The following is a 13,666-nucleotide window of genomic DNA, read 5'->3' as shown; positions in this document are numbered from 1 at the left end:
CAATCCAAGAATTTATATCGTCTGCCCACAAGGCCAGTCGCAAACTCAGGCAACCGATTCTGGAAGCCTTTCCGCCCTGGAGCAAGCCATGCAAGACCTCGATCCCGTCGAAACCCAGGAATGGCTGGACGCCCTGGAATCGGTTCTCGACAAAGAAGGCGAAGACCGCGCTCATTATTTGATGACCCGTATGGGCGAACTCGCAACCCGCAGCGGTTCGCAATTGCCTTACGCCATCACCACGCCATACCGCAACACCATTCCCGTTACCCACGAAGCACGCATGCCTGGCGACCTGTTCATGGAACGCCGCATTCGCTCGCTGGTACGCTGGAACGCGATGGCCATGGTGATGCGTACGAACCTGAAAGATTCTGACCTGGGCGGTCACATCTCCAGCTTCGCCTCCAGCGCCACCCTGTACGACATCGGCTTCAACTACTTCTTCCAGGCACCGACCGACGAACACGGCGGCGACCTGATCTACTTCCAGGGCCACACCTCGCCAGGCGTTTACGCCCGCGCGTTCATGGAAGGCCGCATCACCGAAGACCAGATGAACAACTTCCGCCAGGAAGTGGACGGTCAGGGCCTGTCGTCCTACCCGCACCCATGGCTGATGCCTGATTTCTGGCAGTTCCCGACTGTTTCCATGGGTCTGGGCCCGATCCAGGCGATCTACCAGGCACGTTTCATGAAGTACCTGGAAGCCCGTGGTTTCATTCCGGAAGGCAAGCAAAAAGTCTGGTGCTTCCTGGGCGACGGCGAGTGCGACGAGCCGGAATCCCTGGGCGCGATCTCGCTGGCTGGCCGCGAGAAGCTCGACAACCTGATCTTTGTCATCAACTGCAACCTGCAGCGCCTCGACGGCCCGGTTCGCGGCAACGGCAAGATCATCCAGGAACTCGAAGGCGTGTTCCGCGGTGCTCAGTGGAACGTGACCAAAGTCATCTGGGGCCGTTTCTGGGACCCACTGCTGGCCAAGGACGTCGACGGCATCCTGCAACGTCGCATGGACGAAGTCATCGACGGCGAGTACCAGAACTACAAAGCCAAAGACGGCGCGTTCGTGCGTGAACACTTCTTCAACTCGCCAGAACTCAAGGCGATGGTTGCAGACTTGTCCGACGACGAGATCTGGAAACTCAACCGTGGCGGCCACGACCCGTACAAGGTCTACGCGGCGTACCACGAAGCGGTCAACCACAAAGAACAACCAACCGTCATCCTGGCCAAGACCATCAAAGGTTATGGCACCGGTGCCGGCGAAGCGAAAAACACCGCGCACAACACCAAGAAAGTCGATGTCGAGAGCCTGAAGTTGTTCCGCGATCGTTTCGACATTCCAGTGCGCGACGACGAGCTGGAAAACCTGCCGTTCTTCAAGCCAGAGCCGAACAGCGCCGAAGCCCGCTACCTGAGCGAGCGCCGCACTGCACTGGGCGGTTTCGTGCCACAGCGCCGCGCGCAGAGCTTCAGCGTACCGACGCCATCGCTGGATACCCTCAAGGCTATCCTCGACGGCTCGGGCGACCGTGAAATTTCCACCACCATGGCCTTCGTGCGGATCCTCGCGCAACTGGTCAAGGACAAGGAAATCGGCCCGCGCATCGTCCCGATCATCCCGGACGAAGCCCGTACCTTCGGTATGGAAGGCATGTTCCGTCAGTTGGGCATCTACTCCTCCGTCGGCCAGCTCTACGAGCCAGTCGATAAAGACCAGGTGATGTTCTACAAGGAAGACAAGAAGGGCCAGATCCTCGAAGAAGGCATCAACGAAGCGGGCGCCATGAGCTCCTTCATCGCTGCCGGTACTTCGTACTCCAGCCACAACCAGCCAATGCTGCCGTTCTACATCTTCTACTCGATGTTCGGCTTCCAGCGTATCGGCGACCTGGCCTGGGCTGCCGGCGACAGCCGTACCCGTGGCTTCCTGATCGGCGGTACCGCAGGCAGAACCACGCTGAACGGCGAAGGCCTGCAACACGAAGACGGTCACAGCCACATCCTGGCTGCCACCATCCCGAACTGCCGCACCTTTGATCCAACCTACGGCTACGAGCTGGCGGTGATCATCCAGGACGGCATGAAGAAGATGACCGAAGAGCAGCAGGACGTTTTCTACTACATCACCGTGATGAACGAGTCCTACCAGCAGCCAGCCATGCCGGCCGGTGTCGAGGAAGGCATCATCAAGGGCATGTACCTGCTCGAAGAAGACACCCGCGAAGCGGCGCACCACGTTCAGCTGATGGGCTCCGGCACCATCCTGCGTGAAGTCCGTGAAGCAGCGAAGATCCTGCGTGAACAGTTCAACGTCGGCGCCGACGTGTGGAGCGTTACCAGCTTCAACGAACTGCGTCGCGATGGCCTGGCCGTTGAGCGTACCAACCGTCTGCACCCTGGCCAGAAGCCTAAACTGAGCTACGTCGAAGAGTGCCTGAACGGCCGTCAAGGTCCGGTCATCGCGTCTACCGACTACATGAAACTGTTCGCAGAGCAAATTCGTCAGTGGGTACCGTCCAAGGAATTCAAAGTCCTGGGCACCGACGGTTTCGGCCGCAGTGACAGCCGCAAGAAGCTGCGTCACTTCTTCGAAGTCGATCGTCATTTCGTGGTGTTGGCAGCCCTGGAAGCATTGGCTGACCGTGGCGACATCGAACCTAAAGTGGTGGCTGAAGCCATCGCCAAGTTCGGTATCGACCCGGAAAAACGCAACCCACTGGACTGCTGAGGAGACACTCTGTGAGCGAACTCATTCGCGTACCTGACATCGGCAGCGGTGAAGGTGAAGTAATTGAACTGTTTGTGAAGGTCGGCGACCGTATCGAAGCCGACCAGAGCATCCTGACGCTGGAATCGGACAAGGCGAGCATGGAAGTGCCTGCGCCGAAGGCCGGTATCATCAAGAGCCTGAAAGTGAAGCTGGGCGATCGCCTGAAAGAAGGCGACGAACTGCTGGAGCTGGAAGTCGAAGGTGCCGCTGCTGCGGCCCCTGCGGCTGCCGCTGCGCCGGCGGCCAAGGCTGAAGCGAAACCGGCTGCTGCACCTGCCGCCGCTCCTGCTCCAGCTGCCGCGCCTGCTGCCGCTTCGGTTCAGCAAGTACACGTGCCGGACATCGGTTCGGCGGGCAAGGCCCAGATCATCGAGATCCAGGTCAAGGTCGGCGACACCGTCGCTGCTGATCAGTCGCTGATCACCCTGGAATCCGACAAGGCCAGCATGGAAATTCCATCGCCTGCCGCTGGCGTGGTCAAGAGCATCAGCGTCAAGCTCAACGACGAAGTCGGCACCGGCGACCTGATCCTGGACCTGGAAGTGGCGGGTGCTGCGGCCCCTGCTGCTGCCGCGCCAGCTCAGGCGGCTGCTCCTGCCGCTGCTCCTGCGCCAGCCGCTGCCGCCCCGGCTGCACCGGTTGCCGACAGTGTTCAGGACATTCACGTCCCGGACATCGGTTCGGCGGGCAAGGCCAAGATCATCGAAGTGCTGGTCAAGGCAGGCGACACCGTCACCGCCGACCAATCGCTGATCACCCTGGAATCCGACAAGGCGAGCATGGAAATTCCATCGCCTGCCGCTGGCGTGGTGGAAAGCATTTCCATCAAGCTGGATGACGAAGTCGGTACTGGCGACCTGATCCTGAAGCTGAAAGTCAAAGGCGCTGCGCCTGCGGCTGCCCCGGCTCCGACCGCTGCTGCACCGAGCGCTGCTGCCCCGGCCGCCGCTGCGCCTGCTGCTCCGGCACCAGCCGCACCTGCTGCTGCACCGGCCAAGCCAGGCGCCAAGGTTCACGCTGGCCCGGCCGTACGCCAACTGGCTCGCGAGTTCGGCGTCGAGCTGAGTGCGGTCAGCCCAAGCGGTCCTCACGGTCGCGTGCTGAAAGAAGACGTGCAGGTTTACGTCAAGGCCATGATGCAGAAGGCCAAGGAAGCACCGGCCGCTGCTGCCGGCGCAACCGGTGGCGCGGGCATCCCGCCGATTCCGGTGGTGGACTTCAGCCGCTTCGGTGAAACCGAAGAAGTGCCGATGACTCGCCTGATGCAGATCGGCGCGTCGAGCCTGCACCGCAGCTGGCTGAACATTCCGCACGTGACTCAGTTCGATTCGGCGGATATCACCGAGCTCGAAGCGTTCCGTGTCGCTCAGAAAGCCGTTGCAGAGAAGGCCGGCGTCAAGCTGACCATCCTGCCGCTGTTGCTCAAATCCTGCGCGCACCTGCTCAAGGAACTGCCGGACTTCAACAGTTCGCTGGCACCAAGCGGCAAGGCGATCATCCGCAAGAAGTACGTGAACATCGGCTTCGCCGTCGACACCCCTGAAGGCCTGCTGGTACCGGTCATCAAGAACGTCGATCAGAAGAGCCTGTTGCAACTGGCAGCCGAAGCCGCTGCGCTGGCCGCCAAGGCCCGCGACAAGAAGCTCACCGCTGACGACATGCAAGGCGCCTGCTTCACCATTTCCAGCCTCGGTCACATTGGCGGCACCGGCTTCACGCCGATCGTCAACGCGCCGGAAGTGGCGATCCTCGGTGTTTCCAAGGCAACCATCCAGCCTGTCTGGGACGGCAAAGCCTTCCAGCCGAAACTGATGCTGCCACTGTCGCTTTCCTACGATCACCGTGTGATCAACGGCGCCGCTGCTGCACGCTTCACCCAGCGTCTGAGCAGCCTGCTGGCGGATATCCGCACCATCCTGCTGTAACACCGGCCGGCCCTCCTTCGCCGGAGGGCCGTTCGCGTTCCACGTTTTCCGAGCGCCACGCTCGTACCTCAACCCCGCCAATTTGGCGGGGCTTTTTTTGCCTTGAAGAAAGTCTCTTTCCTACGCTCGTGGCTGAGTTCGCCCACAACTCGAATCCACTTCGGCACGATATTTTTTGCCGGTCAGCCACTAGGCTTAGTTACACAAATGACAGACATAAAGTTTGGTCAGCTTACTTGCTTAGTTAGTACAACCTCGAATGGATTCGAACATGTTTAAACCTACAGTCGGCCCTATTATTGGCCACACTACAACGCATCATGCACGCATCTTTTTCCGTGGCGAATTACAGAAAGATGCTTTGGTATTTGGTGGAATTCGTTATCGACGCAGCGGTGACACTCTCTGGTCCAAAGGAATGTTCAAACAACTGACAAGCGCGCGTGACATGTGCGACGTCTTTGCCCTCAACGACCTCCCCGCCGATACCGAGTACGAATACCAGGCTGGCTGGTTCAGCCCCATGAGCCCGGTGCACACCGTGGAGACGATTCAGGAACTGCCGCTGCAATGGCCTCGGGATGTCTACCGTTTCAGCACCCAGTCCAGTAATCCCGCGACGCCACGGGCTTACATCGTCGGCTCGTGCCGTTACCTGCGAATGACGGTCGGCGCGCCTTCGCTGCCGCATCTGGGCGACCGGATCTTCGCCTCCATCACCCACCTCGCGCAGCGCGCCGAAACGCCCATCAGCGCCCTGTTGATGACAGGCGACCAAGTTTATATCGATGACTTGAACATCATCGCTCCGGATCGGGAGTACAAGGAAATACTCAGTAAGTACCGAATGGCTTTTTCCCAGCCTCATATTACAAAGTTGATGTCCGGCACGCCGACTTACATGATCCTCGACGACCATGAAATCGAAGACAATTGGCCCGCCAATAAAAACAAAAACGATGACCATCTCTATAACAATGCCATTGCCGCCTATGAGTTATATCAAGCCAGCCACAGCCCGGCCCATGAGTTGCTTGAAGATGGGAACATCGATCGACACCTGGAGCGCTATTGGTATCAATTCACCCACGGTGATATCGAGTGGTTTGTCACCGACAGCCGTACCCGGCGCACTCTGTCAGCCGGCGATCGGCGTATCCTCGACGAAGCGCAGGAAACAGCTTTGTGCAACTGGCTGATCCACAGCCCGGCCCGGGTCAAATTTGTTGTCACCAGCGTCATGTTCTACCCCGACCGCAAACGCTTGGGCGATGACGCCTGGAAAGCCTTTCCGGAACAACGCCTGCGGTTGCTGGAGACTATTCGCACACACCGCATCAACAACGTCTTCTTCGTGTCCGGCGATGTGCACGGCTCCCTCACCAGCCGGCTGACACACAGCGAAGACCCGGACTTCGAGGTTCACACCATCGTCTCCTCGCCGCTGTGCAACAGCAAACTGCTGCCCTATGCCAAGGCCTCCACTTTCATCCTCGACCAACCGCTCGCCCGGACAGCGGCGGGAGATTATCGGCATGAACTGACCAGCGAGGTGATCAGCCAGGACAACTTTGCCCATCTGGTGGTCGATCGGGAGCAGATTCAGGTCAATTACCACGACCGGAACGGCAAGCGCCTGCAATCGATCGGCATTCCTATACTACGTTAAACCCGAAGCACCTGTGGCGAGCGAGCTTGCTCGCGCTGGGCTGCGTAGCGGCCCCAACATTCGGGCAACGATTGCCGATTTTGTGAGTGCTGCGCACTCAAGCGCGAGCAAGCTCGCTCGCCACAGAAGGCCAAATGCATTAGTTTTCGACGCTGGCTGAAGAAAACTTCGCCTCTGCCGACATATTCTTATAGCACTTGGCCTTCATGTCTCTTGTCAGTCGGTGTCGCAATGATGCAACCTTGCCGCAGGCAACAGTAAAGAGGGCGAGAGCCCGGCGCGATCAGCACATTCGAAGCGAGTTTCCCTCCATATGAAGAGCCAACCCGATGCCGCCAGCCGTATGGTGGCCGAGGTAGTGACGCAGTTGCCTGTGCCCTCGCGGCTCGGCATGCTGCGTTTCGAACGGCTGAATGAACCAAGCTGGGCGCTGCTGTTTCTCGATCCCAATTGCGAGCGACAGTTCGGCCTGCCGGCGGTGGAACTCTGTGCCTTGGTCGGCTCGCCCTACGCCAGCCTGATGGAGCCCGAAGCGCGCTATCAGCTGCATGACGCCGTCCAGCAGCAACTCAGCGAGAGCCCGCATTACCTGATCCGCTACACCCTGCACACCGCCGCAGGCACGTTGAGCCTGCTGGAAATGGGCGAAGCCTACAAACAACACAATCGACACCTGCTGCGCGGCTACCTGCTGGTGGTCGACGGTCTGTTCGAGGGCGAACCGCTGCTCCCGGTGCTGGACCTGGAAACCCAGAACTCGCGCCTGCAGATCGCTCTTGAACTCAATCAGCGCGCCCAACAGGAGCAACTCCTGCACCTGGATCGCGTGCGCGCCCAGCAAGACCTGATCCTGCTGCTGACCCGCCAGCGCTACAGCACCGGCAATTCCCTGCAAGAAGCCGCTGAACTGATCACCCGCAGTGCCTGTGACATCTACGAAATCGACTGCGCCAGCCTGTGGAACCTCGACGGTTCGACGCTGGTGCCGATCTCGGCGTATCACCGCGCGACCCAGGAATACGCGTTGCCGGAACCGATCGACGTCAGCGGTTTCCCCGATTACATGGATGCGCTACACGGCAGCCGTGCGATCGATGCCCACAATGCGATTCGTGATCCACGCACCCGGGAAATGGCCGAGAGCCTGCGCCCGCGCGACGTGAACGCAATGCTCGACGCCAGCATTCGCGTCGATGGCCAAGTGGTCGGCGTGCTCTGCCTGGAACAAACGGGTGCGACCCGCGCCTGGCAGTCCGATGAGATCGCCTTCGCTGGCGAGCTGGCCGACCAGTTCGCCCAGGTCATCAACAACCACAACCGCCGCACCGCCACCAGCGCCCTGCACCTGTTCCAGCGTGCGGTCGAGCAAAGTGCCAACGCCTTTTTGCTGGTCAACTGCGACGGCGTGGTGGAATACGTCAACCCAAGCTTCACCGCGATCACCCAGTACAGCACCGAAGAAGTCCACGGCCAGCGCCTGTCGGAACTGCCGGCCCTGGAAAACCTCAGCGAACTGCTGTTCGACGCGCCCTCGGCGCTGGCCAAGAGCAACAGCTGGCAGGGCGAATTCAAAAGCCGTCGCAAAAATCTCGAACCTTACTGGGGCCAGTTGTCGATTTCCAAGGTGTACGGCGACAACCGCGAGCTGACGCATTACATCGGCATCTACGAAGACATCACCCACACCAAACTCGCGCAGCAGCGCATCGAGCGTCTGGCCTACACCGACAACCTGACCAACCTCGGCAACCGTCCGGCGTTCATCCGCAACCTCGATGAACGCTTCGCCCGAGACAGCGATACCCCGATCAGCCTGTTGCTGGTGGACATCGACAACTTCAAGCGGATCAACGACAGCCTCGGCCATCAGACCGGCGACAAGCTGCTGATCAGCCTGGCGCGGCGTCTGCGCAACAGCCTGATCCCGAGCGGCAGCCTGGCGCGTTTCGCCAGTAACGAATTCGCCGTGCTGCTGGACAACACCGACCTCGCGATGGGCCAACAAGTCGCCAATCAACTGCTGGCGACCCTCGACAAACCGATGTTCGTCGACAATCAGCTGATCAGCGTCACCGGCTCCGTGGGCCTGGCCTGCGCGCCACTGCACGGCCGCGATCCACAAACCCTGATGCGTAACGCCGGGCTCGCGCTACACAAGGCCAAGGCCAACGGCAAACACCAGGTTCAGGTGTTCACCGAAGCGCTGAACGCCGAGGCCAGCTACAAACTGTTCGTCGAGAACAACCTGCGCCGCGCCCTGACCCAGAACGAGCTGGACGTGTTCTACCAGCCCAAGCTCTGCCTGCGCAGCGGTCGCCTGCTCGGCATGGAAGCGCTGCTACGCTGGAACCATCCGGAAAAAGGCATGATCCGCCCGGACCAGTTCATCAGCGTCGCCGAAGAAACCGGCCTGATCATTCCGATCGGCAAATGGATCGCGCGCCAGGCGTGCCGCATGAGCAAAGAGCTGACGGCCGCCGGCCTGGGCAACCTGCAAGTGGCGATCAACCTGTCACCCAAGCAGTTTTCCGACCCGGACCTGGTGTCGTCGATCGCCAACATCCTCAAGGAAGAAGCGCTGCCAGCGAACCTGCTGGAGCTGGAACTGACCGAAGGCCTGCTGCTGGAAGCCACCGAAGACACTCACTTGCAGCTCGACCAGCTCAAGCGTCTGGGCCTGACCCTGGCCATGGACGACTTCGGCACCGGTTACTCGTCGCTTAGTTACTTGAAAAAATTCCCGATCGACATCATTAAGATCGATCGAAGCTTCATTCACGAAATCCCGGACAACCAGGACGACATGGAAATCACCTCTGCGGTGATCGCCATGGCCCACAACCTGAAAATCAAGGTCGTGGCTGAAGGCATCGAGACGGCCGAGCAGTTGGCCTTCCTGCGCCGCCACCGCTGCGACGTCGGCCAGGGCTACCTGTTCGACCGACCGATCCCGGGCTCCGAGCTGATCGAAAAGCTCAAGCGCTACCCGCGTGGCCCAATCGCCTGACCTGTGGGAGCGGGCTTGCTCGCGAATGCGGTCTATCTCACAACATTGATGTCGACTGTCACACCGCTTTCGCGAGCAAGCCCGCTCCCACAAGGTAGTGCGTAACCGGCCGGCATTGGGCAAACTGCGTGTCTGACAATTTACATTCAACCTGACTGAGAGGACTGATGATGGTTCTGCGCTCGGAAATTCTGGTGAACAAAAACGTGCTCCCGACTAAAGAACAAGCTCTGCCCGGCCGCGAAACTCCGATGAGCCTGCCGGAAAAACACTTCGTCCACGACGCCCCGCTGCTGGGCCCGTTCGTCACCGACGTGGATTTCGCAATCTTCGGCCTGGGCTGCTTCTGGGGCGCGGAACGCAAATTCTGGCAGCGCGAAGGCGTGGTCAGCACGGTGGTGGGTTACGCCGGCGGCTTCACGCCAAACCCGACTTACGAAGAAGTCTGCTCAGGCCTGACTGGCCACAGCGAAGTGGTACTTGTGGTCTACGAGCCGGCAAAAGTCAGCTACGAAGCGCTGCTGAAGATGTTCTGGGAACTGCACAACCCGACTCAGGGGATGCGCCAGGGCAACGACATCGGCACACAATATCGCTCGGTGATCTACGCCACCAACCCGACCCAACTGGAAGCGGCCAAGCACAGCGCACAAGTGTTCCAGACTGAGTTGACCAAGGCGGGCAAAGGCACCATCACCACCGAAATCGACGAAGCACCGACGGTCTACTTTGCCGAGGCGTATCACCAGCAGTACCTGGCGAAGAACCCTGAAGGGTATTGCGGGATCGGCGGCACCGGCGTGACCTGCCCGATCTGATTTACAGGCCCTAAAAGCATCGCGGGCAAGCCTCGCTCCTACAGATCACACCGAGCTGTAGGAGCGAGGCTTACCCGCGAAGGCGCCCGATCAAACACCATCAAAACATCTGATCAACAATCAACTCTCGGCAATCAACCAATCCATCTGCCACCCACCCTGGGTCTGCCCAAGCTTTTTGGACAACCACGGCAGCAACTCACGCAATTCCTCTTCCAGCCCCCACGGCGGATTCGCAATCGCCAATCCGGAACCGTTCAAACTGTTCGGCGTGTCCAGCGGATGCACCAGCAACTCCACCCGCAACAACTTCGGCGCACCCGACCCCGCCAGATCCTGATAGAAGCGACGCAACATGCGCTGGTCCTTCACCGGGTACCAGATCGCCGCCACCGTCTGGCGCATCCGGCCAACCGCCTCTTTCAGCGCCGCCGCACAGCGCTGCATTTCATCCAGCTGTTCAAACGGCGGGTCGATCAACATCACCGCCCGCTTCTCCTGCACCGGCAACATCGCCCGCGGCACATGCCAGCCTTCGCCCAAGTGAACCTTCACCCGACGATCACCGGCCATATTGTCCTTGAGCAGCACGCCGTCTTCCGGGTGTTTCTCGTTAAGCATCACCCGATCCTGCGGCCGCGTCAGACGCCGCGCCAACTCGGGTGAACCCGGGTAGTAGCGCAATTGGCCATCCGGGTTCATGTCATGCAGCACCTTCATGTAATCGGCGGTCAACGCCGGCAGATCCGGCTGATCCCACAACCGCGCGATGCCTTCCAGGTACTCCCCGGTGCGGCTCGCCTGATCACCCTGCAAGTCATACAGACCAATGCCGGCGTGAGTGTCGAGATAGGCAAACGGCTGCTCCTTGCGCGACATCAGGGCGATGAGGCGGGTCAAGGTCAGGTGTTTGAACACATCGGCGTGATTGCCGGCATGGAAGGCGTGACGATAATTCATGATTGCTCCTGCGAAGGCCGGGAAGTTTACCTTGTACGGCGGCGAACGTCAGGGCTTCGCGGCTGAGCGGGCATTCGCTCATTCAATTGCAATCACGTCCCTGCGTCGGAGCTACCGACGGCTGCGATTTTTTGATCTTGCTCATGTGGTGAGCAACATCAAGTCACACATTGCCGAAGAGCTGCCATCGTGGCGCTTACACATGAGTGCGAAGATCGGACCGGCCTGATACCCCTAAAATGGAGATTTACATGGGACGGAAGATGATTGGTATCGGTGCGCCCACCTCAACCGGCGGCTCGGTACTGGAAGGGAATGTCGGTATCAACATCGATAGCGCCGTAAGCACCTCGTCCATTGGACACTTGGCAAGTTGCCCAGCCTGCAGCAAAGGAAAAGGCCCTATCGTCGCGGTCGGGCCCAGAACCATTACGTTACCGGCCGGATTGGTTGCCCTGGAAGGTGATTACGTTGCCTGCGGCTGCCCTCCACAATCCAACAAGGTGATGTTTGCTCAGTCATCTGTATACGGAGGAGCCGAACACAACAAAGCAGATTTTTCAGGCATCACTGCCGCGCTCAATCGCCCCAAGACCATCACTGATATTTCCTTGTCCTATGGCGATGCGCAGGTGCCTGTTGAGTCAGTTTCCCGGTTTTACACCGACTTGAATATTCATGTAAAAACCTCGGGTTATTTTCCCGGCGAGACGGTTACCGTCAACATTAGCGGCCCCACCGAAAAAGCGTTGACCGGGATAGTCGGAGCCAAAGGCATAGCCATCATTCCAAACGCATTTGGAAGCGAAATTATTGACATGGAAGGGGAAGCATAATGGCTCAAGTTGTCATCAGTTCCGGCGGGGTGTCTTCCAACATTTCGGTTAAACGGCCTCGTTTCAGCACTTTATGGAACGCATATGCAGAAGTGGGTCATAAAGGCTCAGTGGAGGTTTATGGACTTGTCGGCGGCGGAGTCGAAGCGGCAAGAGTGGAAAAGCCTGATGCTTATGCGAATGCCTGCGCCTTGAGGATAAGCAGAGCCTTTAACTATGGCGGATACAAAATCCCCAAAGGCACGATCATAAAAAACCAGCCCATCTATCGATTGAGTGGAGCGGACCAACTCCCCTACATCATGAAGGTGGTAGATTTCCTCGCTTTTCTTAGACATAACTGGGGCGAACCCGACCATCTTTTGACGCAAAGTAATTCAAATTTTATAAATGGCAAAAAAGGCGTCATTGTCATGGAGATCACCGGGTGGAGCGACGCATCAGGCCACGCTACCCTTTGGAACGGGAACGTGACCGGTGACGACAGTGACTACCATAGGCAAGACAGCCACACCTATGACAATCCGAGGGTAAAGCTGGAAAAAATAAACTTTTGGGAGTTGAAAGGATGACGCGCTCGCAGTTAATTGTGCTGGCACTGCTATTGGTTTCAGGGCGAGTCATATCTGCTGAAATCAGTATCGATAAGGCTCGAGAAACGCTTAAAAATTATGGGTTGGCCAACTGTATTTCCGGCCAATTCAAGGACGAGTCAGAAATCAAATCTGATATAGGACTCGCGATTGGCGCCTACTCGTCGATGGGAAAAGGTCAGCATCTGATCGTTCAAAACGAGGACACCCTTGAGGTCACGCACGACCCCTATGCAGAAACCGAGAAATACATGCGTAATGCCTACGCAAGGACCTCATCCGTCAGCAAGCACTCCGATAAAAAAATGGTTTTTTATGGTTGTCTAGAGGTTTACAACTCCGCGGAATTCGACGCATTCGTCAAATCTCAGGATCAGTACCTACCAAAGTAGGTCATCAAAAATCATCCGGACGATCCTTCCTACAATTAAACCGGAAGGATCCCCCTTTACCGATGTTACGACAGCGCCTTCAACCGCCGCCCCAACACATCCAGCACATCACACCCGTCCCGCAACGGAATGGCGCAGAGCAATGCAAAGTCACTGAGGATGAAAGACTGACATTCGATCGAGCCACGCATCGACAGGTTTCCATTACTTGGGTGACGGCCCGGATTCGAAAGCTGGCCGCGTCGTATAAAACGTCGAGGGGTGCGAGGGTATCGACGAACAAGGTGGGCATGTCGTCGCAATTGCTGGTCAGTGCCATGAAGCGGCTTTTGGGTGGAGGGGCTGGTTTTTCGTAGGGTGGATCGGGGTGAAGATTTGTCATCAGTCTGATTCCTAACGTATGAATTGGACCGCCAACAATCACTTCCACGCAATGGGTGGCGGCTGTACGCAGGTGTGGAAGACCGAGACGTTAGGCACTCGGCGCACTCGAAAGCGCCCCGCGCACAGCCACCATAAAACACAGACGATAAAAAACGCCGAACTGGTGGCGCTTGACGCGCCTAACGATAGAAGGGCTTCCACACCCTGTCACTGAATTTGCAGTGAATGCGATCAGCAAAAATATGTCCGTCCCCTTTGCTGCTACCACACAAACCCTGTGGCGAGGGAGCTTGCTCCCGCTCGACT

9 protein-coding genes and 1 pseudogene are annotated in these 13,666 nt (G+C 58.5%); 8 read left to right on the top strand and 2 right to left on the bottom strand.

Annotated features, from left to right (window positions below):
* Positions 1-88 precede the first annotated feature (88 nt).
* The 5 genes from aceE (at position 89) to msrA (ending at position 10,195) form a co-directional block, all read left to right on the top strand.
* Positions 89-2,734 (top strand): pyruvate dehydrogenase (acetyl-transferring), homodimeric type, encoded by a 2,646-nt coding sequence (gene aceE / locus KJF94_RS28940; RefSeq protein ID WP_214380363.1) that lies wholly within the window; start codon positions 89-91, stop codon positions 2,732-2,734.
* An 11-nt stretch (positions 2,735-2,745) separates the two neighbouring features.
* On the top strand, positions 2,746-4,701 hold the full coding sequence (aceF, locus tag KJF94_RS28935; RefSeq protein WP_214380362.1) for a dihydrolipoyllysine-residue acetyltransferase: 1,956 nt from the start codon (positions 2,746-2,748) through the stop codon (positions 4,699-4,701).
* Between the two features lie 271 nt (positions 4,702-4,972).
* On the top strand, positions 4,973-6,370 hold the full coding sequence (locus KJF94_RS28930; RefSeq protein WP_214384977.1) for an alkaline phosphatase D family protein: 1,398 nt from the start codon (positions 4,973-4,975) through the stop codon (positions 6,368-6,370).
* Between the two features lie 313 nt (positions 6,371-6,683).
* Positions 6,684-9,377, top strand: coding sequence for a sensor domain-containing phosphodiesterase (locus KJF94_RS28925; RefSeq protein WP_214380361.1), 2,694 nt, complete (start codon positions 6,684-6,686; stop codon positions 9,375-9,377).
* Between the two features lie 170 nt (positions 9,378-9,547).
* Complete coding sequence (gene msrA, locus KJF94_RS28920) at positions 9,548-10,195, top strand: peptide-methionine (S)-S-oxide reductase MsrA (protein ID WP_214384976.1); 648 nt, start codon at positions 9,548-9,550, stop codon at positions 10,193-10,195.
* Between the two features lie 120 nt (positions 10,196-10,315).
* On the opposite strand, the gene KJF94_RS28915 is transcribed toward msrA, so the two are convergent.
* Positions 10,316-11,155, bottom strand: a complete 840-nt coding sequence (locus tag KJF94_RS28915) for a 23S rRNA (adenine(2030)-N(6))-methyltransferase RlmJ (RefSeq protein WP_145314312.1) — start codon at positions 11,153-11,155, stop codon at positions 10,316-10,318.
* 251 nt (positions 11,156-11,406) lie between these two features.
* Between KJF94_RS28915 and KJF94_RS28910 the strand changes: the two genes are divergently transcribed.
* Genes KJF94_RS28910 through KJF94_RS28900 form a run of 3 tightly spaced genes read left to right on the top strand, consistent with a single transcriptional unit; the run spans position 11,407 to position 12,976 of the window.
* A complete protein-coding gene (locus KJF94_RS28910; RefSeq protein ID WP_008042052.1) occupies positions 11,407-11,991 on the top strand; it encodes a PAAR domain-containing protein in 585 nt (194 codons plus the stop codon).
* A complete protein-coding gene (locus KJF94_RS28905; RefSeq protein ID WP_214380360.1) occupies positions 11,991-12,563 on the top strand; it encodes a type VI secretion system amidase effector protein Tae4 in 573 nt (190 codons plus the stop codon). The genes KJF94_RS28910 and KJF94_RS28905 overlap by 1 nt, the downstream gene beginning before the upstream one ends.
* Positions 12,560-12,976, top strand: a complete 417-nt coding sequence (locus KJF94_RS28900; protein ID WP_214380359.1) for a type VI secretion system amidase immunity protein Tai4 — start codon at positions 12,560-12,562, stop codon at positions 12,974-12,976. Before KJF94_RS28905 ends, KJF94_RS28900 begins: the two co-directional genes overlap by 4 nt.
* A gap of 65 nt (positions 12,977-13,041) precedes the next feature.
* Here KJF94_RS28900 and KJF94_RS28895 read toward each other — a convergent pair.
* Positions 13,042-13,358, bottom strand: a pseudogene (locus KJF94_RS28895) (hypothetical protein).
* Positions 13,359-13,666 lie beyond the last annotated feature (308 nt).

The sequence above is a fragment of the Pseudomonas hormoni genome, assembly GCF_018502625.1.
Taxonomy (GTDB): Bacteria; Pseudomonadota; Gammaproteobacteria; order Pseudomonadales; family Pseudomonadaceae; genus Aquipseudomonas; species Aquipseudomonas hormoni.
Note: the sequence above shows the minus strand (reverse complement) of the source record. Positions and strands in the feature narration are given on the sequence as shown.